General features: G+C 44.7%; 18 protein-coding genes and 1 pseudogene. 10 read left to right on the top strand and 9 right to left on the bottom strand.

Annotation, left to right across the window (positions count from 1 at the left end):
* Positions 1–4: 4 nt before the first annotated feature.
* The 3 genes from A3IK_RS0115435 to A3IK_RS0115425 all read right to left on the bottom strand — a co-directional run bounded on the left by A3IK_RS0115435 (position 5) and on the right by A3IK_RS0115425 (position 3,309).
* Complete coding sequence (locus A3IK_RS0115435; RefSeq protein ID WP_020560885.1) at positions 5–1,474, bottom strand: helicase HerA-like domain-containing protein; 1,470 nt, start codon at positions 1,472–1,474, stop codon at positions 5–7.
* A 61-nt stretch (positions 1,475–1,535) separates the two neighbouring features.
* Positions 1,536–2,615, bottom strand: coding sequence for a peptidoglycan-binding protein (locus A3IK_RS0115430; RefSeq protein ID WP_020560884.1), 1,080 nt, complete (start codon positions 2,613–2,615; stop codon positions 1,536–1,538).
* A 175-nt stretch (positions 2,616–2,790) separates the two neighbouring features.
* Complete coding sequence (locus tag A3IK_RS0115425) at positions 2,791–3,309, bottom strand: hypothetical protein (protein WP_020560883.1); 519 nt, start codon at positions 3,307–3,309, stop codon at positions 2,791–2,793.
* A 195-nt stretch (positions 3,310–3,504) separates the two neighbouring features.
* Here A3IK_RS0115425 and holA point away from each other — a divergent pair, with 195 nt between their 5' ends.
* The 7 genes from holA to rng all read left to right on the top strand — a co-directional run bounded on the left by holA (position 3,505) and on the right by rng (position 9,482).
* Positions 3,505–4,521, top strand: a complete 1,017-nt coding sequence (holA, locus tag A3IK_RS0115420; RefSeq protein WP_020560882.1) for a DNA polymerase III subunit delta — start codon at positions 3,505–3,507, stop codon at positions 4,519–4,521.
* A gap of 11 nt (positions 4,522–4,532) precedes the next feature.
* A complete protein-coding gene (locus A3IK_RS0115415) occupies positions 4,533–5,789 on the top strand; it encodes a glutamate-5-semialdehyde dehydrogenase (protein WP_020560881.1) in 1,257 nt (418 codons plus the stop codon).
* Positions 5,786–6,418 (top strand): nicotinate-nucleotide adenylyltransferase, encoded by a 633-nt coding sequence (gene nadD / locus A3IK_RS0115410; protein ID WP_020560880.1) that lies wholly within the window; start codon positions 5,786–5,788, stop codon positions 6,416–6,418. The genes A3IK_RS0115415 and nadD overlap by 4 nt, the downstream gene beginning before the upstream one ends.
* On the top strand, positions 6,419–6,781 hold the full coding sequence (gene rsfS, locus A3IK_RS0115405) for a ribosome silencing factor (RefSeq protein WP_020560879.1): 363 nt from the start codon (positions 6,419–6,421) through the stop codon (positions 6,779–6,781).
* Positions 6,782–6,791: 10 nt separating this feature from the next.
* Positions 6,792–7,265: a 23S rRNA (pseudouridine(1915)-N(3))-methyltransferase RlmH gene (gene rlmH, locus A3IK_RS0115400; protein ID WP_020560878.1), complete on the top strand. Its 474-nt coding sequence runs from the start codon at positions 6,792–6,794 to the stop codon at positions 7,263–7,265.
* 9 nt (positions 7,266–7,274) lie between these two features.
* The gene (locus A3IK_RS0115395; RefSeq protein ID WP_020560877.1) at positions 7,275–7,853 is read left to right on the top strand and encodes a Maf family protein; all 579 of its coding nucleotides are present in this window, start codon (positions 7,275–7,277) and stop codon (positions 7,851–7,853) included.
* Between the two features lie 114 nt (positions 7,854–7,967).
* On the top strand, positions 7,968–9,482 hold the full coding sequence (gene rng / locus A3IK_RS0115390) for a ribonuclease G (RefSeq protein ID WP_020560876.1): 1,515 nt from the start codon (positions 7,968–7,970) through the stop codon (positions 9,480–9,482).
* 149 nt (positions 9,483–9,631) lie between these two features.
* Here the strand turns inward: rng and A3IK_RS0115385 are convergent, their stop codons facing one another.
* The gene (locus A3IK_RS0115385) at positions 9,632–11,098 is read right to left on the bottom strand and encodes a DegQ family serine endoprotease (protein ID WP_020560875.1); all 1,467 of its coding nucleotides are present in this window, start codon (positions 11,096–11,098) and stop codon (positions 9,632–9,634) included.
* 310 nt (positions 11,099–11,408) lie between these two features.
* On the opposite strand from A3IK_RS0115385, the gene A3IK_RS0115380 reads away from it, so the two are divergent.
* Positions 11,409–12,359, top strand: a complete 951-nt coding sequence (locus A3IK_RS0115380) for an AEC family transporter (RefSeq protein ID WP_020560874.1) — start codon at positions 11,409–11,411, stop codon at positions 12,357–12,359.
* 167 nt (positions 12,360–12,526) lie between these two features.
* Here A3IK_RS0115380 and serS read toward each other — a convergent pair whose 3' ends face one another.
* From serS to A3IK_RS21925, 4 genes and pseudogenes are all read right to left on the bottom strand, one after another.
* Positions 12,527–13,798, bottom strand: coding sequence for a serine--tRNA ligase (gene serS / locus A3IK_RS0115375; protein WP_020560873.1), 1,272 nt, complete (start codon positions 13,796–13,798; stop codon positions 12,527–12,529).
* 77 nt (positions 13,799–13,875) lie between these two features.
* On the bottom strand, positions 13,876–14,793 hold the full coding sequence (locus A3IK_RS0115370; protein ID WP_020560872.1) for a restriction endonuclease: 918 nt from the start codon (positions 14,791–14,793) through the stop codon (positions 13,876–13,878).
* 186 nt (positions 14,794–14,979) lie between these two features.
* Positions 14,980–15,501 carry a FecR family protein gene (locus A3IK_RS0115365; protein WP_020560871.1) on the bottom strand — a complete coding sequence of 174 codons (522 nt, stop codon included), beginning with the start codon at positions 15,499–15,501 and terminating at the stop codon, positions 14,980–14,982.
* A 341-nt stretch (positions 15,502–15,842) separates the two neighbouring features.
* A pseudogene (locus A3IK_RS21925) lies at positions 15,843–15,989 on the bottom strand (IS1 family transposase); the annotation flags it as partial.
* 258 nt (positions 15,990–16,247) lie between these two features.
* On the opposite strand from A3IK_RS21925, the gene parE reads away from it, so the two are divergent.
* The gene (gene parE, locus A3IK_RS0115360) at positions 16,248–18,146 is read left to right on the top strand and encodes a DNA topoisomerase IV subunit B (protein ID WP_020560870.1); all 1,899 of its coding nucleotides are present in this window, start codon (positions 16,248–16,250) and stop codon (positions 18,144–18,146) included.
* 13 nt (positions 18,147–18,159) lie between these two features.
* Here the strand turns inward: parE and murQ are convergent, their stop codons facing one another.
* On the bottom strand, positions 18,160–19,035 hold the full coding sequence (murQ, locus tag A3IK_RS0115355) for an N-acetylmuramic acid 6-phosphate etherase (RefSeq protein WP_020560869.1): 876 nt from the start codon (positions 19,033–19,035) through the stop codon (positions 18,160–18,162).
* Positions 19,036–19,232: 197 nt separating this feature from the next.
* Here murQ and A3IK_RS0115350 point away from each other — a divergent pair, with 197 nt between their 5' ends.
* Positions 19,233–20,264 (top strand): nucleotidyltransferase family protein, encoded by a 1,032-nt coding sequence (locus A3IK_RS0115350; RefSeq protein ID WP_020560868.1) that lies wholly within the window; start codon positions 19,233–19,235, stop codon positions 20,262–20,264.
* Positions 20,265–20,376 lie beyond the last annotated feature (112 nt).

Below are 20,376 nucleotides of genomic sequence, written 5' to 3'. Positions count from 1 at the left end.
AACCTTATTTAAAAATTGACCCTAAAATACCACGCATAATTTGCTGCCCCAGTTTAGTCCCTGCCGAGCGGGCTAGATTTTTGGCAAAGGCCTCTCCGACCTCTTGTAAACTATCGGTTAGGGAGGTTTCTTTAGTAGCCTGACGGCGGGTAGGTTTTTGCTCCTTAGTCGCTTGTGCCTGTGCCGCTACCTGTTGAGCACGCGCTTGTAACACCTCATAGGCCGACTCACGATCAATCATCACATCATAGCGCCCCGCATAGGGACTAGAGCGTAATAACGCCTGCCACGTTGCATCATCTATTGGCCCAATTTGCGAATGAGGGGGAGTAATAAGAGTACGCTGCACCACACTAGGCGTGCCATTATCTTGTAGTGTAGATACCAATGCCTCTCCAACACCCATTTCCATAATGACCTGAGCCGTATTCAGTTTGGGATTAGCACGAAACGTTTCGGCGGCGGTTTTTACGGCTTTTTGATCGCGGGGCGTGAAAGCACGTAAAGCATGTTGCACCCGATTACCCAATTGCCCTAACACGGATTCGGGTATATCCAGTGGTGTTTGCGTAATAAAATAAACCCCAACCCCTTTAGAGCGAATTAACTTCACCACCTGCTCTACTTTAGTCACTAATGATTTAGGTGCATCAGTAAACAGTAAGTGCGCCTCATCAAAAAAGAATACTAATTTCGGCTTATCTAAATCACCGACTTCGGGCAAAGTCTCGAATAATTCCGATAGCATCCAAAGTAAAAAGGTAGAATATAATTTAGGGCTATTAACCAAACGATCTGCCGCTAAAATATTGACTTGACCATAGCCGCGTGCATCGGTACGAATAAAGTCCAGTAAATTAATGGCTGGCTCACCAAAAAACTTCTCGCCTCCTTGTTGTTCTAATACTAATAAGCGGCGTTGAATGGCACCAATCGAAGCTGAGCTAATCGTGCCATAGGAGTTTTGGAATTGACTGGCATTTTCTCCTAGATACTGCAACATAGCCCGCAGGTCTTTCATATCCAGCAATAAAATGCCTTCATCGTCTGCTAACTTAAACGCAATATTGAGAATACCCTCTTGTGTATCATTCAGTTCTAGCAGACGTGCGAGTAATAAGGGGCCCATCTCGGAAATAGTGGTACGAATAGGATGCCCCCGCTCCCCTGTTAAATCCCAAATAACCGTCGGGCAGCCTTCAAAAGTATGATCTTGAATACCTAGTTGTTTTAAGCGCTCTTCGACTCGGGTATTTAAGCGTCCGGGCTGGCTGATTCCGGTGAGATCACCTTTAATATCCGCCATAAATACGGGTACACCTAAGCGCGAAAAACTTTCTGCGAGTACCTGTAAAGACACCGTTTTACCCGTTCCGGTCGCACCTGCAATCAATCCATGCCGATTAGCAAAGCGCGGATTGAGATAAACACGCTCGTCCCCTTGACCCAATAAAATCCCGGCTGTCTCCGTCATGGCTGCTCCAACTGTTTTGTAAGTAGTAATGTGTAGGCAATGAGCTACTGTAGTAGACTGCTTAAAACCCTAGAGCTTGTAAGGTTTCTAAGGTAACAGCCCCCTGTGCTAAGCCTTGCTGCTGTTGATAGTGCAATATAGCATTTTTGGTGGTCGCATCCATTTTACCATTGACCACTACAGCTTGTCCGCTAACCTGTGCAAGCTGACGTTGCAGGCGTTCAATGTCTCGGCTCGTCATTTGTGCCTCACACAAACTCACTTGTCGTCGTAAACGTGCTGGACGTTCTAATACTTCGATAGGAACGGTCTGATATTCACTCGCCGCACTCGCCTCATTCCCCTCAACCGCCCACTTTTCAGCCACATGATGCAACTCTACCGTGCGATACTGTGCAGGAACTAAGCCACTCCCCTTACCTGCCTTGACCAATATTTTACGCTCGACCTCTTCAAACTCTGCTGGGATTAAACGCCAAGAAAAACGGGGTAATAAATCAACTAATTGCTGTTTGATGGTCAGCACTTGTGCCTCTTGAGACATTACACAAGGGCTATTATCGGCCTCACTTATAGGCTTTGCTTGATCTGTAGGTGTAAAACAACCCTCCCGCCAACGTAAATAGGCCGGTTTAACTTCTTGCGGATAGTGGGCAGTTCGATACTGGGCAGGTTCGACGACTAACTCATAGCGCTCACGCTTAACCGGAATTTTTTCAATCACAGTTTTATAAACAGCGGGAACGGTCTCATGGGCAAAATGCGCGGGCATAATTTGAATTTTAATGGCATTAGTAGCCGTCACAGCCGTTTTCTGGGTATAGCTTTTGGCACCCTCTCGTACTAATACCTTTTTATTTTGACTCTTAAATAGGGCGGGCTGTAATACAGTCGCCTGACACAGTGGAGCCTGAAATACTGTTTGGATACGAGCCGACGTCTTGCTATTCGTACTAGCATTCACTGCTCTAATTACAATAGCTGAATGAGTGGGGGTATTGCTGGTTATACCCACCGTAGTTGCTCTAACGTCTGGAGCTATGAGTGATTTATCTAGATAGACAACATCATTTTGGCACCCCACTAACCATAGGCTAATACCTACAACCCCCCCCGTTAGGCTGCCCCGTCCTACTAACATTCCACACCCTTGCTCGATAAATATTCAAATAAGGTTATGTTATAACACTCATCCTTTATAGCCTAGGCACTGTATAAGCTTTATTAGGATTTATAGTAGCGACAACGTTAGCAACGCCATGCAACCAGCCGTTTTAAGCTCTAATACCCTACTTTAATAATGGCTATACATTTCATTAAGCAGCGACTTGTTCCTCATAACCTACTTCACAGAGATGGAAAATCTCTCCGGTACGGCGATCCACTTTTTCAATCGCACCGTGTCCGGGTTTCCATACATAGGTAGGCTTATTTGGATTATTTTTACTAGGCGCTTTAGGGCTAGGTTTAGCTGCAGCAGCTTTAGCAGCCGCATTCGCTGCTCGCGCCGCCATAATGCGTTCTTTTGCCAGCGACGCACTATTGTTATTAGTAGCCACCACAGGTGCCTCGACCTTACCATAGTGAGCAGAGTTATCCACAATAATAGGCGCTTTAACCTTGACCTTGTTTTCCAATTGAATTTCAATGGGGGCAATATCGTGAATCACCGGAGTAATCCGAGTACGTTCTATTTCCGCGTTTACCCGATAAGCCAAAGCCCATGTGCTTAGCACAACTGCTTTATGATTCGTAAACTGATAATGCAAACCCGAAAGAGCTTGTGCATTTTGAAGAGCCGCAGCGTCATGAAACGCCAAGTGATTGGAAGCCATAAAACCATTCCCTAGTCAGCAAGCAAAGGTGATAGGTTAAGTATGGTAAAAATTTATTGACTTTGCTCACCTAGCCTAGACATTAATTGGGGATTAATAGACGAACGGTCAGGGGGCATTTAATAGACTTTGACTAGAGTGCTAAAGCAGAAAACTGCTACCATCACAGACCATTCAGAGAATAAATGACCCACCATGCAATTAGCTGTTGAACAAGTCGCTGATCATTTAGCCCGCCAATTACTGCCTATTTATTGGGTAACGGGTGATGAACCCCTGCAAGTGATGGAAACAGCCGAGCTGATTCAAGCCAAAGCGCGGGAACAGGGCTTTATCGAGCGGCAACTCCTGAGTGTTGATGCCCAATTTGATTGGGGGCAATTGACCGAAGCCGCGAGTGCGCTTTCGCTTTTTGCGCAAAGAACCTTAATTGATTTGCGTCTTTATAACGCCAAATTAGGGCAAAATGGAGCCAAAGCCCTGCAACATTATTTGCAAGTATTACCAAGCGATAAAATACTTCTGGTGCAATCCGAACGCTTAGATAAAAGCCAACGCAATGCGGCATGGTTTAAAGCACTAGACAAGGCTGGCGTTATCGTAAATGTCTGGGAGCTAACTCCTGCTAAAACCCAAGCATGGATAGCCAAACGCGCTCAACAAGCAGGGCTTAAAGCCAGCACCGAGGCTTTACGCTATTTAAGTGAACGCATGGAGGGTAATCTACTTGCCGCCCAGCAAGAAATTCAAAAACTTAAATTACTTTTTGGCGATCAACCCATTGAGGTTAAACAAATTGCCAGCACGGTAGCGGATAATGCGCGTTATAGTGTATTTGATCTTAGTGATGCGATTTTACAGCGCGACTCGTCACGCCTGATGCACGTATTTAAAATACTGCAAGCCGAAGATACCGCCCTGCCTTTGATTATTTGGGCACTAGGTGATGTTATGCGCCAAGGCTATGAAGTCGCCCATGGCTCTATGCCCCCTGCCGTAACCCCTATGCGCCGAGAAGCGTTACAACGCGCTCGCCCCCATTTGCAAAAACTGCCATGGTCGGTGGGATTTGAGGCCTTAGGCCGTCTTGAACAGCATGCAAAAGGGGTCGGTATGGATGCACCTCGGAATACCGACCGACTATGGGATGAAGCAATAACACTTGCATTATGGTGTGCAGGTATTAGCATTAGCCTTATGACTACTCAATAGGTAATTAAAACGTGACTATTGCCGCCTATATCGAACAAGTTGGACAGCAAGCCCGTGCTGCGGCACGCCTATTGGCTAAAGCTGACACCCATGCTAAAAATCAAGCGCTAGCCTTCATGGCTCAAGCGCTCTTAGATAATGAAAGCGCCTTACGCACTGAAAATGCTAAAGATTTAGCAGCCGGAAAAGCCAAAGGCTTAGACGCTGCTATGCTAGATCGCCTAACCCTCAGCCCGAAATATATTGCCACTATGGCAGAAGGGTTACGCCAAATCGCTACCCTACCCGATCCCATTGGCACCATTACTGATATGAGCTATCGCCCAACAGGGATTCAAGTGGGCAAAATGCGTGTACCGCTCGGTGTGGTAGGGATTATTTACGAATCGCGTCCGAATGTAACTGCTGATGCTGCAGCCCTGTGTTTAAAGTCGGGTAATGCCTGTATTTTACGCGGCGGCTCCGAGGCGATTTACTCTAATCAAGCCATTGCTCAATGCGTGCAACAAGGCTTACAAGCAGCGGGCTTGCCTGCACATGCGGTACAGGTGATTGATACCACTGATCGTGCAGCGGTCGGTGAATTACTACGGGCTAAGTCTTATGTGGATGTGATTATTCCCCGTGGTGGCAAAGGCCTAATTGAGCGCGTGAGCAATGAATCCTTGATTCCGGTGATTAAACATTTAGACGGAATTTGCCATGTGTATATCGACGATGACGCCGATATTCCGATGGCTATTAAAATTGCCGATAATGCCAAAACTCATCGCTATGGTACTTGTAATACCATGGAGACTTTACTCGTCGCAGAAACTATTGCCCCCCAAGTACTGCCCGCTTTAGCTGAAATTTATCATGCTAAACAAGTCGAACTCCGTGGCTGTGAAAAAACTCGTGCTATCTTACCTGCCATTAAAGCCGCAACAGAAGAAGATTGGGTCACGGAATACCTCGCACCCATTTTATCGATCCGCGTGGTAGAGGGCTTAGATCAAGCGATTGATCATATTAATACCTATAGCTCACAACATACCGACTCGATTGTGACGAATAACTACAGTAATGCACGGCGCTTTTTGCGTGAAGTGGATTCTAGCTCCGTTATGGTCAATGCTTCCACCCGCTTTGCCGATGGCTTTGAATATGGTTTAGGGGCTGAAATTGGTATTAGTACCGATAAAATCCATGCACGCGGCCCTGTCGGATTAGAAGGTCTTACTTCACAGAAATTTATTGTGCTAGGAGATGGACAAGTACGCCTATGATCGGTTTATTAGGGGGCACGTTTGATCCTATTCATTTTGGTCATTTGCGCATCGCCTTAGAAGTGGCGGATGCACTTGACCTAGAGCAAGTGCGTTTTATTCCCAATCGCGTGCCTCCCCATCGCCGCCAACCGCTCGCCTCCGGTGCAGAGCGCTTAATGATGATTCAAGCGGCAATTCAAGGGGAAAGCCGCTTTGTGGCAGATGATCGAGAGTTGCGTCAGGATAAAACTTCCTATACTGTGCACACCCTGCAAGCACTCCACCAAGAATTTCCTCATCAATCATGGGCTTTTATTATTGGAGTGGATGCCTTCTTACCCTTACAAAGTTGGTTTGAATGGCAAAACTTATTTAAATTAACTCATTTTATCGTGGTAGGCCGCCCCGGTTATGCTCTAACTAACCCCTCCGAAACCGCATGGTTTCAACCTTACTTGGTTGACTCCGTTGCTGATCTAACTCGACACTCCGTCGGTAAAGTTTTACCTATTGGCATTCAAGGTCTAGACATTTCAGCGACTCAATTGCGTAACATGATTGCACGGGAGCAAAACCCCCGTTATTTAACCCCTGATTCAGTCTGCGCTATGATTAAGGCTCAGCAACTGTATAAAAACAAGGTGTGAATGGAACTAGAATTATTAAAGGCACTGGTGATTACCAGTCTTGAAGACCTTAAAGCACAAAACATTACGGTGCTCGATGTACGTGGAAAATCCACGATTACTGACCTCATGATTATTGCCACCGGAACCTCTAGCCGCCATGTCGGCTCGCTGGCCTCAACGGTCGCTTTAAAAGCGAAAGAAGCCGGACATCCTCCTCTAGGTGAAGAAGGTGGAAGTGGTTCAGAGTGGGTATTAGTGGATCTCGGCGATATTATTGTTCATGTCATGACCGCCTCAACCCGTGATTTTTATAATCTCGAAAAACTCTGGGGTGTCAATGGCAATTTTGATCAAGCTTATACCCAAGCCTTAGCAGGTTAAAGGTTAAGCGGTGCGTGTTCATTTACTCACTATCGGTAGTAAAATGCCTGCTTGGGTCAGTACCGCTACTGATGAGTATCTGAGCCGCATGCCGTCGCATTGTCGAGTAGTTCTACAAGAAATTAGTGCTGAAAAACGCACTAAAACGGCTGATTTGAAAAAAATCCGCGAACTTGAAGGTGACAAGCTACTGGCTGCTATTCCAGCGGGTAGCCTAGTCATCGCCCTTGATGTCTTAGGTAAAGCGTGGAGTACCGAACAACTCGCGGGGCAACTCAATAACTGGATGGTCGGTGGACGGGATGTGGCACTTCTTGTCGGTGGCCCTGAGGGTTTATCGTCCGCCTGTATCGAGCGCGCAGAACTACGCTGGTCATTATCTCCCCTGACTTTTCCGCATCCCCTAGTGCGAGTGATTGTTGCCGAGCAATTATTTCGCGCTTGGAGTATCCTATCCAATCATCCTTATCATCGCGCTGATTGAATTAACACTATGCAACCGCAAATTATTTTAGCCTCGCAATCGCCGAGACGCCGTGAACTATTGACTCAAATTGGGGTCACTTACCGTGTTGAAGTTGCGGATATTGACGAAACTCCCCGCCCTGATGAATCGCCTTTTGAACTCGTGCAACGGCTAGCATTAGAAAAAGCGCAGGCCGTCTGGGAGCGCAGTGATAAGACTTTACCCGTATTAGGGGCGGATACACTAGGGTTTGTAGATCATGAATTATTATTAAAACCGCTTGATTTTGAGGATGCTAGACGTATCTTAAAATCCCTTTCGCATCGAGAGCACGATATTTTAACCGCCGTGGCCTTATGTTCGGCTCAAGGGCAATCTGTACGGTTAAATCATAGTCGCGTGTGGTTTAGAGCCATCACAGAGGCTGAAATTGCCGCATATTGGGACAGCGGCGAACCACAAGACAAAGCGGGGGCTTATGGTATTCAAGGGCGTGCTGCCATCTTTATTGAACGTTTAGAAGGCTCTCATTCTGGAGTAATGGGTTTACCCTTATTTGAAACGGCGCAATTATTGCAGGCACAGGGTATCTCTTTGCTCAGTTAGGTTAAGTAGTTATTAGTCACTGGGTTGCTATTATATAAGATATTACTTATTAACGATTAACAATAAGCGTCGTCAAAATAGGGTCACGGCGCTCTCTATAATAAGAGAAATAAGATGAGTGCTGAATTATTAATAAATGTCACGCCGCAAGAATCACGGGTAGCATTACTAGAAAATGGTGTTTTACAAGAGGTGCTGATTGAACGCTCCTCTAAACGCGGTATTGTGGGCAATATTTATCGTGGCACGGTGTCACGGGTTTTACCCGGTATGGAGGCGGCTTTTATTGATATTGGTTTAGATAAATCAGCGTTTTTACATGCCTCAGATTTGACGACTCCGAATCTAGATGACTTTATTAATGCCGATGGTTCACATCCCGTACCTCATCCCTTGCCACATATTGGGAGCTTTTTACATGAAGGTAAAAAACTATTAGTACAAGTCATTAAAGATCCCTTAGGTACTAAAGGCGCACGACTGACGACCTATATCACCATTCCCTCGCGCTATTTAGTCTTAATGCCAGATAGCTCTAATACGGGAGTTTCGAGCAAAATTGAAAGCCCTCAAGAGCGTGAGCGCTTGCGGCAATTAATGCTCGCATTACGCACCGAATTTAATGATCAATATGGTTACATTGTACGTACTGCGGCTGAAGGGATTAGCGCTGATGAGTTAAGCCGTGATATGCGTTTCTTGCGTAATCTGTGGCAAAATATTGCCCATAATGGCACTTCAAATGGGACATCTAGTAGCGCTAGCGCTTTACAAGACTCCTTAGTTTATGCTGATCTACCGCTAGTGCTGCGGGTATTGCGCGATATGGTAGGAGAGCGCATTGAGCGCGTCTTGATTGATTCCCGCGAAACCGTCAATAAGGTACTGAGTTTCAGCGAAAAATACATTCCCGATTTAGTTGCTGTTATTGAGCATTATGCGGGAGAGCGCCCTATTTTTGACCTGCATGGGGTGGAAGATGAAATCCAAAAAGCCCTACAACGTAAAGTCCCGCTCAAGTCAGGCGGCTATCTCATGATTGACCAAACCGAAGCCATGACCACTATTGATGTGAATACCGGCGGGTTTGTTGGCAATCGCAACCTTGAAGAAACCATTTTCCGTACCAATCTAGAAGCGGCGCAAGCCATCGCCCGACAATTACGTTTGCGTAATTTGGGCGGTATTATTATTTTAGATTTCATTGATATGCTGGAAACTGAGCACCGCCAGCAAGTGATGAAAGTATTAGACCGTGCTTTAGAAAAAGATTACGCCAAAACCTATATTTGCGACGTCTCCCCTCTAGGTTTGGTTGAAATGACTCGCAAACGTACTCGTGAAAGTTTAGAACATGTGCTGTGCGAATCCTGCCCAACTTGCAATGGGCGCGGCTATGTCAAAACGGCTGAGACTGTGTGTTATGAAATATTCCGAGAAATCTTGCGTGCCGTGCGCCAATTTGAGGCTAAATCCCTCTTAGTACTGGCCTCACAAGACGTGATTGATTTATTACTCGATGAAGAATCAAGCAGCCTAGCTGAGTTACAAGAATTTGTAGCAATCCCCATTCGTTTGCAGGTTGAAGCCCTCTATACGCAAGAGCATTTTGATGTGGTCTTATTATAGCTACACATAAACTACTTATTTTAAGCCCCCATAGTTTAATTCTTTTTTACTCGCCTCTTGCACAATATTTTTCTTTTTTACCCAAACTAAAAAGGCAGTATTACTACTGCCTTAAAATCGCTTCAATACGAGGGTAAGGTGATCTATCCCTATTTTTTAATCGTCACGGCTATGAAACGTGTCCGATCATCTCGTAAAATCAATACCGCTAAAGGTTTGTCTTTAGAGGCCTTACCTACTATATCGCGCAAGGTAGCAGAGTCTTTGATAGCGGTATTATCAACAGAAAGAATAATATCGCCTACCTCAATACCTGCCTCTGTGGCTGAACTATCAGGTTGCACCTCACGCACAACTACGCCTTGCTCTTTGAGGGCGCTATTTTTGTCCCGTTCGGCTTGGGTCAACTCAGCCACCGCGACACCTAAAGCGCCTTTAGTGGTTTTAGAGTCTGCTGTTGTAGTGCTCTCTTTACCCGGTAATTTTTCAATCGTGGTATTAATGACGAGTGCTTTGCCTACCCGCCATACTTCTACAGGTACAGATTTACCAATCGCCGTATTACCCACTAGTAATGGCAAGGTATTAGCCGATTCGACCCCCATGCTATTAAAGGTAGTAATCACATCACCTGCTTGTATCCCCGCTTTATCGGCTGGGCTATCTGGTAGTACACTCGCCACTAGAGCGCCTTTAGCTTGTGGCAAGGATAATGACTGCGCTAGCTTATTATCTACACTTTGAATCTCAACCCCTAACCAGCCACGGCTCACCTGACCACTGGTTTTTAATTGATCAACAACGTTTTTAACCACATTAACCGGAATGGCAAACGAAACACCCATATAACCACCACTGCGGCTATAGATTTGCGAGTTTACCCCGATGACCTGACCTTGTAGATTAAACAAGGGCCCACCGGAATTACCCGGATTCACTGCCGCATCAGTTTGAATAAAGGGCACATAATTTTCCGTAGGCAAGCTACGAGATAACGCACTGACAATCCCCTGTGTTGCGGTATGATCTAAGCCAAAAGGCGCACCAATCGCTACCACCCATTGCCCCACATCTAAACGATCCGAATCGCCTAATTGTACTATAGGCAAATTATCCGCTTTGACTCGTAGTAGAGCGACATCACTCAGTTTATCTGAGCCGACAATTTCCGCCTCTAATTCACGTTTATCGGTGAGCAGCACGGTGACTGTTTTAGCATTATCAACCACATGGGCATTGGTTACGATATAGCCATCGGTAGAGATAATAAAACCCGAACCAAAGGCTTGGGTAGAGCGCCCACCACCTCGTGGGCCACGGGGGAAGCGGTGGAAAAATTGCTGTAATTCCTCAGGTAACTCATCAAAACCCTCTGGCATACCACCTTGGTCATCTGCTTTACCATCCACACTAATACTCACCACGGCAGGGCTATTGGCCTTAATCAGCCCCGTTAGCTCCGGCAAGCCAGCAGCAACGGGAGCATTCATGAGTCCGGGAGGGGCGGGTGGTACATTCGTCTCTGCTAGACTTAGTGCTGAACCGCCCCCTAAACCTGCCACTAAAAGGGTGGTTAATAATACTTTACGACCTGTCATTAAATTAAACTGCTGCATAGCACATCTCCTGATTATTTTTTCCTTCGCCCCCTGAAAGGGTTGAGCTAATAGTGGCATAGGATGGTGCATAGATTGTGGAAACATCGTATTTTCAGGGGTTTTCTCAAAGCACTGCGTGTCTCTTTACTTTCTAATGCAAAAGTACTTAAATCCACGAAACTCAACACATTTCCTCTGTTTAGCCCTATTTCTGCCTGTAGCATTGAGAAATGGGGGCTTTTTGGTAGAAAACAAGATCTAGTCATTGATCACTGTTTCATTTTCATTAGATAACCACGCTTTTCAATTACCTAATCGGTTGATTGTTATGAATTTATTATTATCCAACTTGCAATTTGCGCTGACCATTACCACCCCTATTTTTATTATCCTAGCTCTCGGTATCTTACTGCGTCATTTAAATATTTTAACTGACGCTTTTATCGATTCCGGCTCTAAAATTGTGTTTACCGTGGCTCTTCCGGTTTTACTTTTTACCAGTATTGTACAAACCCCTGCAGATCAATCCCATGACCTTCCTTTAATTGCCTATGGACTCGTTGCTACCTTGGTAATTTATGTTCTGTTAGAACTCTTCGCTCAGCGTTGGATTCAACCCGTCGCCGATCGGGGCGTGATTGTGCAAGGTGCCTTTCGCTCTAATATGGGCATTATTGGCTTAGCGTATTGTTTAAATGCTTATGGTACAGCCGGTGTGGCAGCAGCGTCTTTATATGTCGGTTTCGTAACCATTTTATTTAATATTTTAGCGGTTATTACGCTCAGTCGTTCACTACACCGTGAGGGCGGCCTTAAGCAAACGTTCTTAGGTATTCTCAAAAATCCGTTTATTATCGCCATCATATTGGCATTAATCGTATCGGCCTTAGGTTGGAAGCTACCGCCTTTGCTAGTACAAACGGGTGATTATCTCGCTCGCATGGCCTTACCCTTAGCACTACTTTGTACAGGTGGCGCATTGAGTTTCAAAGCCTTACGCTTAGAATCACACAGCACTTTAATAGCCACCGTGATGAAGGCCGTTATAGTGCCTTTGCTGATTACAACAGGTGGGGCATTATTAGGTTTTCGGGGGATTAGTTTAGGGATTTTATTTTTAATGACCTCAGCCCCTACCGCCGCCGCTAGCTATATTATGGTACGCGCCATGGGGGGTAATGCGGTTTTAGCCGCGAATATTATTGCGCTCACCACACTCGCTTCAATATTTACCACGAGTATAGGGGTAACACTATTGAAAGGGTTAGAATTGATGTGAGTAGGATAGATAAGCAACCGTAACAATAAGCGGGTCTTTCTTCCGCAGTCGCTGTAAATACATCCTTGTACGCTACAAGGCGGCATCCCTGCCGCCAAGACTGCTCCAGAAAGACCCGCTTACTGTTACTCCACACTAAACCGTACTCATAACCGTAGTACGGCTATTTAAGCTAAATACTCAGCTCCATTCATATAGGGCTGTAGCACTTTAGGAATCTGTACTCGACCATCGGATTCTTGGTAATTTTCCAAAATTGCCACTAAAGTACGTCCTACCGCTAGACCTGAACCATTCAAGGTATGCACTAATTCCGGCTTACCCCCTTCAGAGCGGTAACGCGCCATCATACGTCGTGCTTGGAAATCGAGCGTATTAGAGCAAGAAGAAATCTCACGATATTTTTGTTGACCGGGGAGCCATACTTCTAAATCATAGGTTTTAGCGGCTGAAAATCCGGTATCACCCGCACACAAGGCCAACACCCGATAAGGCAATTCTAAGGCTTGTAAAATAGCCTCAGCATGGCTGGTCATAGTCTCTAATGCTTGCCAAGATTCTTCTGGTTTCACAACCCAGATCATTTCGACTTTTTCAAACTGATGCTGGCGGACTAAACCACGGGTATCTTTGCCATAAGAACCGGCTTCAGAACGGAAACAAGGGGTATGACAAGTAAAACGGAGCGGTAAGTCTTTTTCTGGAATAATCTCATCACGTACCAAATTCGTGACGGGCACTTCAGAGGTGGGGATGAGGTAATAACCCTGCTCATTATTCAGTTTAAACAGGTCTTCCTCAAATTTAGGTAATTGCCCCGTACCGCGTAATGAGTCTGCATTGACCATATAAGGCACATAGACCTCATTATAACCATGCTGCTCGGTATGAGTATTCAGCATAAACTGAATCAACGCACGATGCAGCTTAGCCATCGCGGTACGTAATACCACAAAACGTGAACCTGTTAACTTACTACCAGCCTCAAAATCCATCCAGCCATTGGGTGCACCTAGATCAACATGATCTTTAGGGGTAAATTCAAACTGACGTGGAACACCCCAACGGCGCACTTCAACATTATCGTTTTCGTCTTTACCGTCTGGTACGGTACTATCCAGAATATTCGGGATCATTAACGCAATGGCTTGAATCTGATCTTGTAGCGCATTTAAAGCCTGCTCAGATTGCACCAAACGCTCCCCTAAACCATCGACTTCTGCTAATAAAGGCTGGATATCTTCACCCCGCGCTTTTGCTTGTCCAATCGCTTTGGAACGTAGGGTCCGCTGGTTTTGTAATTCTTGAGTCGTACTTTGTAATTCGCGGCGTTGGGATTCCAATGACTGAATACGAGCTACATCGAGTTTAAAACCGCGTCGCGCTAATTGCTGCGCAACCTCCTCTACATCGTTTCTTAGGCGCTTTGGATCAAGCATGATTTACCTCAAAATACCTTATTATTAGGGTTAGTTTGATCAAAAATAATAAACGATGGAGGATAGCATAGCGTGACCTAGCCTGCCTCAAAATAATCACTGTCTAATTTCTTAACCTCATAAACCTCAATGGTAGATACCCCAATCGTATGCTCCACCATCAATTCAGCCAGACGAACGCCGTCGATTAAAATAATACGGGTATCAATTAAAGTGGCATATTCTTTAGCTTCACGCGAAAAGGTTGATGTAGTAATGAATACCCCTTTTTTAGCCCGTTGTCCTTGCAAAGCTCCAGCAAAACGCTGAATATCAGGACGCCCCACTGTGCCCTCCCAACGTTTGGCTTGAATATAAATCACATCTAAACCTAAGCGATCCTCATTAATAATCCCATCAATACCCCCATCGCCTGATTTACCTAAGGCTTGGCCCGCATCCAGTCGATTACCGCCGTAACCCATTTTTACCAATAAATCAATCACTAAACGCTCAAAAAAAGCGGGAGAGGCTTGTTTAACGGTTTCTAATAACTCTTGCTCTAAACTCTCACTCATCACTCGATGGGCAGAGGCTAAAATATCCTCAGGCGTATCATCAAAAATAATATCGGTATCCCAATTAATATCGCGCTCAGGATCTTTAGGACGTTTGCGCTCTTTAAAGGCTTGAAACTCAGGAAATTGCTGTAATAAGGTCAGGGTAATCCCCTCAGGGTGATTCGCTAACAGCTTCAAGCCGCGCTCAGTAATCTGCAACGCCCCCCGTTCTGGTGTACTAAGCGCACCTGCTTGTTTTAAGTAGGTACGCGCCCAACTCACCCGATTCATAAAAACGGTCTGATTACCACTTTCTAACAATTCTGTGCGCTCGCTCTGACTGAGTTGTAACTCATCCGCTAAGTAATTCACAACATCGCGTAAACGATAAACACGCTGATCAGCAACAAGGCGCAATAGGGGTAACATTAAAGCTTGATAGGAAGGCAGAGACATAGTTCTATCCAAAACTCATTAAAAAGGGATAGAGTACTTGAGGGGGTATGAAGTACTCGACAGACTCATTCTAACAAATGATGTACTTCAAAAAAGCAAAAACCTCTAACCGTCTGAAACGATTAGAGGCAGATGACTATATCTATATACTGAAGTTAGCTAAAAAGTAGCTAACTCATCATGTTCTTAGCAACCGCTAGTGCACTTATCATCATCCTTAGTGATTTCATTAATCAGTGCACCACCAGCAATCACGCCTGCACCAATCGCAGCGATACTACCAGCACTCATACCACCCAAACCAGCAGCACGAGGAACTGCGTTAGAAACCGCATTAGAAAGATTTACTGGACGATTATTAAAACCAGTACCATCACGTACAGTCTCGGTTCTCACACGTACTTTTTGAGCATTTCCACATTGGTTAGCAACGGAAAATTTAAACATCTCATTATTGCCATAGATGCGGCTATTGTCTGGAAAGTTTCTTGAAGCGCATTGATCAAATTGAACTTTTACTCTACCAGCAGCAGTAGTAATCAGGCGATCACCTTCTTGCAATACAGTACCAGTTTGTACTAAGGATTGTTTGCCTGCACGTTCAACAACGACACGCCCTTCCACTCCGCTCACTGTGGCTGCTTGAGCTACAGAAGTAATACCTGCAAGCAGTAAACTGGATAGCGTTAATATTTTTAACAATTTCATATCATATTCCTCATTAGTTTATTACTCAACTTAGACAGTTTTTATTGACTAAATTAACATCAATAACTTATATTATATTAATATAATCAAATCAAGACTATTACTAACGTAACATACAGTATGTCGCTAAACCTCACATAAAACTAGTAAATATCTGGTATTTTACCATGAAAAAAATATCAAAAAACTGGGGGTTTAATTTAAAAAAACTAATGAACCTATGTTACTTTAACTAACAAGTACTTATGTAATCATTAACTAGATCCGATTGTCACCACTGTAATATCTAACCTAGAAGCTAATAACCTTCAACCTATCCTTATATCCGAAAAACAGTGAAGTCATGCTCTAGAAGAGTTGAAAAACATACGATTAATAAACTCATCAATGACCTTACCATGAATCTCAATCAGCTTAGAGAAGCACAAGATCTTACAAGCTAAACGTTTAATCTGTGTTCGAAAAATAAGGTTCTGATGCCCAATGCTTTGAGTGTGACGCTATAGTCATCATATGTTTATCTGTTGGCAGTAACCGTGAATAGGCCTTCTAACTGCCCTCACAATAAATGGTTAAGATTGGGTTAAGTTAATTCAAGATTTAAGGGTATTTTTTTCATTTTATCAGTATTTTTCACCCAAACAGCCTATGGTATCTTTATTCTAATGGCTAGATGCCCCACATCCTCTCATTTTAGAGTGGAATATTGTCGTTATTTTAATCATTTCCAAAACATAATAGAGCCTATGACCAATACTAATACTTATGGCGCTGCTTCTATCGAAGTGCTCACCGGACTAGATCCCGTACGTAAACGCCCAGGCATGTACACTGATACCACTCGTCCTAATCACCTAGCTCAAGAAGTGTTAGATAATAGTGTCGATGAAGCCTTAGCAGGTTACGCTAATTTTATTGATGTGGTGTTATATGCCGATGGATCACTCTCTATTACGGATAATGGGCGCGGTATGCCCGTCGATCTACATCCCGAACAACAACTTCCGGGGGTAGAAGTTATTTTATGCACCCTCCATGCGGGAGGTAAATTTTCTACCGACAACTATCAATTCTCTGGTGGCTTGCATGGTGTGGGGGTATCGGTGGTCAATGCACTCTCTGAACGCCTAGAAGTTACCATTAAACGGGACGGTAAAATTTATGCCATGAGTTTTGCCAATGGCTATAAGGCTAGCGAACTTATTCTGACAGGTAGCACCACTAAAAAAGACACCGGAACGCAAGTGCATTTTTGGCCTAATGCTCAATACTTTGATAGCCCCAAATTAAGCATCAGCCGGCTACGCCATACCTTAAAGGCTAAGGCGGTATTATGCCCTAATCTCAGAGTGCGCTTCACCGATCAATCCGGCGCAGTACCCGAAATCACCGAGTGGCACTATGAAAACGGTTTGCGGGATTATCTTATGGAGGCGGTCAGTGAGTTTATTACCCTACCTGAAAAAGCCTTCACTAGCTCCCTCAAAGCCGCCACCCAAGCCTTAGACTGTGCGTTAACGTGGCTACCTGAGGGGGGTACTGCCATTCAAGAAAGCTATGTTAATCTCATCCCCACCTTACAAGGTGGCACCCATGTCAATGGTTTACGCACGGGTATCACCGATGCCTTACGTGAATTTTGTGAGTTTCGCCATTTAATTCCGCGCGGCCTCAAGCTCACGCCCGATGATGTGTGGGAAAATATCGCCTATGTTCTCTCGCTGAAAATGCAAGAACCACAATTCGCCGGACAAACCAAGGAACGCCTATCCTCACGAGAAGCAGCAGGCTTTGTGGCAGCTACTATCAAAGATGCCTTTGCCTTATACCTGAATCAAAATACTGACATTGGCGAACAAATCGCTCAACTCGCTATTAGTAATGCCAATCGTCGCCAACGCTCTAGTAAAAAGGTCATACGCAAACGCATCACAGCAGGCCCTGCCCTACCGGGGAAACTCGCCGACTGTGCGTCACAAGATATTCTCCGTACTGAATTATTTTTAGTGGAAGGTGATTCAGCCGGTGGCTCGGCAAAGCAAGCGCGGGATCGTGAGTTTCAAGCCATTATGCCTTTGCGGGGTAAAATTCTGAACACTTGGGAGGTAGAGGCAGAACAAGTCTTGGCCTCGCAGGAGGTGCATGATATTGCAGTAGCTTTAGGGGTTGATCCGGGCAGTACGGATTTATCACAGTTGCGCTATGGCAAAATCTGTATTTTAGCGGATGCGGATTCCGATGGGGCGCATATTGCTACTTTACTATGCGCCTTATTTGTTAAGCATTTCCGCCCCTTAGTTGAGGCTGGTCATGTTCATGTTGCCATGCCGCCCCTCTATCGTATTGATATCGGTAAAGAGGTGTATTACGCCTTGGATGATGTGGAAAAGCAAGCCCGTCTAGAAGTACTCGCGGCGGAGAAAAAACGCGGTGCCATTACCGTGACACGTTTTAAAGGTCTAGGGGAAATGAATCCGCTACAATTGCGTGAAACCACTATGACACCGGATACCCGTCGCTTAGTACGCCTATCTTTGGAGGATGTGGAACATGCTGACGCCATGATGGATATGTTGCTATCCAAAAAACGTGCCGCAGATCGTAAACATTGGCTAGAGACTAAAGGTAATATGGCAACGGTATAAGTTGCCTAATCACTTAACGAGTGGTCTGGCGTATATTACCTTTAGTATGCGCCAAGCGCTCATGAGCGGTGGCTATATCCACATGGGCGAGTAAGGATACCAGTGCGACTTTCACATTATAATCCGCGCTCACTAGCGCTTGTTGTGCCTGCTCAGTAGTTACCCCAGTAGCCTTCATAATAATGGTTAGGGCGCGTTGCACCAGCTTGTGATTAGTGGGTTGCATATCCACCATTAGATTGCCATAGACCTTATGTAATCTCACCATAATGGCACTGGATAAGGTATTTAAGGCCACTTTCTGAGCCGTACCAGCTTTTAAACGGGTACTCCCCACAATGACCTCGGCACCTGTGGCTAATAACACCCCAATCTCAGCCTCGCTAATCAGTGGAGTATCAGGATTATTAGCAATACCAATCGTTAAAGCCCCCACCCGACGGGCATACTGTAAAGCGCTTACTGTAAACGGGGTTTTACCCGACGCGGCAATCAGAATCACCACATCATTAGCCTTAATAGAGAGCGCACTTAAAGCCTCAACGGCGGCCTCGCTATCATCCTCTGCCCCTTCCACTGCTTTTAAGTAAGCACTCATCCCACCTGCCATCACACCGATAGCCCGCTCAGTAGGCCAAGAAAAGGTCGGTAATAATTCAGTGCTATCTAATACGCCTAAACGCCCTGAGGTTCCAGCCCCCACATAAATCAGCCGCCCCCCCTGCTCTAAACGCTGCACGGCTGCATCTACGGCTTGAGCTAGTGCAGCTTGGGCATGTTTTACTGCTTGAATTGCTAATACTTGATCATCAATAAAGGTACTCACTAGCGTATCCGTAGATTGCAAATCTAGCTCCGAGTACTTAGGGTCAATCGCTTCCGTATTCATAATACTCACTCAAATGGCTAAGACAGATATAAAGGCTTATTCGCTACCGGCACTGAATTTATGATCTCATCCTTTTGCTTATACACTGAGCTAGCCTGCAATAGACTTAATACAACACACAATATAGCCCTTGAACTAGGCTTATAGTTACTCCAGTATTTATCATTATCAATTCATCACCTAAAACGAGGATAGCGATGGGTGGTCAAGCTTTAAAAAATACCTTCACACGCCGCTACGAACGTGCCGAATACTATGTCCTGCGCGAACACATACTCACCCAGCTTCGCACCGACTTTCCCGCACGGAAAATAGCGGCGATTCAAGCCTATCGCACTAAGGACTCTTTTGGTGATCTCGATATTTTGATGGATACGGATGATCTTAATCTTGATCTTAGTGACTACATTCATACCTGCTTTAAACCTCATGAATTAGTCCGTAATACTAATGTCTACTCTTTTGACTATCAGCAATTTCAAATTGATATTATTGGCTCACCCTCAGAAGATTTTGATATTTCCCTACATTATTTTGCTTGGAATGACTTGGGCAATATTATTGGGCGGCTTTATCATAAAATGGGATTTAAATATGGTCATAATGGATTGATTTTGATTGTGCGAGAGCGTAATAATATTTTAGCTGAAATTAATCTTTCCAAAGATATTAATAAGATCTTAGCCTTTGCGGAGTTAGATACCACACTTTATGCACAGGGCTTTGATACCTTAGAAGATATTTTCAAATTTTCTGCCTCCTCACCTTATTTTAATAAAGGCATCTATCTATTAGATAATCGTAATCATGCCTCACGCATTCGCGATAAAAAACGCTCTACTTACAATGCTTTATTAAAGTGGCTGGAAACTCAGGATGATTTGCCTGCCTACCCTTGGGATAGCCTACGTGAACATGGCGGTCGAGAGATTAAACCTCTCTTTTTACAGCGTGCTTTTGAGTGGTTTCCCCATGCTAAACCGCAGTATGAAGCGTTACTCGCACAAAATGAACAGCGAAAACGTGCTAATGAAAAATTTAATGGCCTCTTGATACAAAGCTGGGTAGGACTAGAGGATAAAGCATTAGGTGCTTTTATGCGCTATTTACGTGAAAGAAGCCAAGAAGAAACCACTAATTTTACCGAGTGGCTAGATACTCATAATCTTGCTGAAATTAGAGCATGGATATTAGCACACTATAAGCTTTACTCAATAACTCATAGTTAATTAGAAAGGTATTTATTCCTAATTAACTAATGCTGGATTATTAAACAAAAATAATTATTCTTTTTTCTAGCGCTCATCTATACTCAGAATTAATAAACAGTACTAGGCAGGG

It is taken from the genome of Thiofilum flexile DSM 14609, assembly GCF_000380185.1.
Taxonomy (GTDB): domain Bacteria; phylum Pseudomonadota; class Gammaproteobacteria; order Thiotrichales; family Thiotrichaceae; genus Thiofilum; species Thiofilum flexile.
Note: the sequence above shows the minus strand (reverse complement) of the source record. Positions and strands in the feature narration are given on the sequence as shown.

Excerpts from the sequence above, each read along its gene's own strand:
- A3IK_RS0115435 (WP_020560885.1), bottom strand. The coding sequence starts at position 1,474 with ATGACGGAGACAGCCGGGATTTTATTGGGTCAAGGGGACGAGCGTGTT.
- A3IK_RS0115430 (WP_020560884.1), bottom strand. The coding sequence starts at position 2,615 with ATGTTAGTAGGACGGGGCAGCCTAACGGGGGGGGTTGTAGGTATTAGC.
- A3IK_RS0115425 (WP_020560883.1), bottom strand. The coding sequence starts at position 3,309 with ATGGCTTCCAATCACTTGGCGTTTCATGACGCTGCGGCTCTTCAAAAT.
- holA (WP_020560882.1), top strand. The coding sequence starts at position 3,505 with ATGCAATTAGCTGTTGAACAAGTCGCTGATCATTTAGCCCGCCAATTA.
- nadD (WP_020560880.1), top strand. The coding sequence starts at position 5,786 with ATGATCGGTTTATTAGGGGGCACGTTTGATCCTATTCATTTTGGTCAT.
- rsfS (WP_020560879.1), top strand. The coding sequence starts at position 6,419 with ATGGAACTAGAATTATTAAAGGCACTGGTGATTACCAGTCTTGAAGAC.
- A3IK_RS0115395 (WP_020560877.1), top strand. The coding sequence starts at position 7,275 with ATGCAACCGCAAATTATTTTAGCCTCGCAATCGCCGAGACGCCGTGAA.
- rng (WP_020560876.1), top strand. The coding sequence starts at position 7,968 with ATGAGTGCTGAATTATTAATAAATGTCACGCCGCAAGAATCACGGGTA.
- A3IK_RS0115385 (WP_020560875.1), bottom strand. The coding sequence starts at position 11,098 with ATGCAGCAGTTTAATTTAATGACAGGTCGTAAAGTATTATTAACCACC.
- A3IK_RS0115380 (WP_020560874.1), top strand. The coding sequence starts at position 11,409 with ATGAATTTATTATTATCCAACTTGCAATTTGCGCTGACCATTACCACC.
- serS (WP_020560873.1), bottom strand. The coding sequence starts at position 13,798 with ATGCTTGATCCAAAGCGCCTAAGAAACGATGTAGAGGAGGTTGCGCAG.
- A3IK_RS0115370 (WP_020560872.1), bottom strand. The coding sequence starts at position 14,793 with ATGTCTCTGCCTTCCTATCAAGCTTTAATGTTACCCCTATTGCGCCTT.
- A3IK_RS0115365 (WP_020560871.1), bottom strand. The coding sequence starts at position 15,501 with ATGAAATTGTTAAAAATATTAACGCTATCCAGTTTACTGCTTGCAGGT.
- parE (WP_020560870.1), top strand. The coding sequence starts at position 16,248 with ATGACCAATACTAATACTTATGGCGCTGCTTCTATCGAAGTGCTCACC.
- murQ (WP_020560869.1), bottom strand. The coding sequence starts at position 19,035 with ATGAATACGGAAGCGATTGACCCTAAGTACTCGGAGCTAGATTTGCAA.
- A3IK_RS0115350 (WP_020560868.1), top strand. The coding sequence starts at position 19,233 with ATGGGTGGTCAAGCTTTAAAAAATACCTTCACACGCCGCTACGAACGT.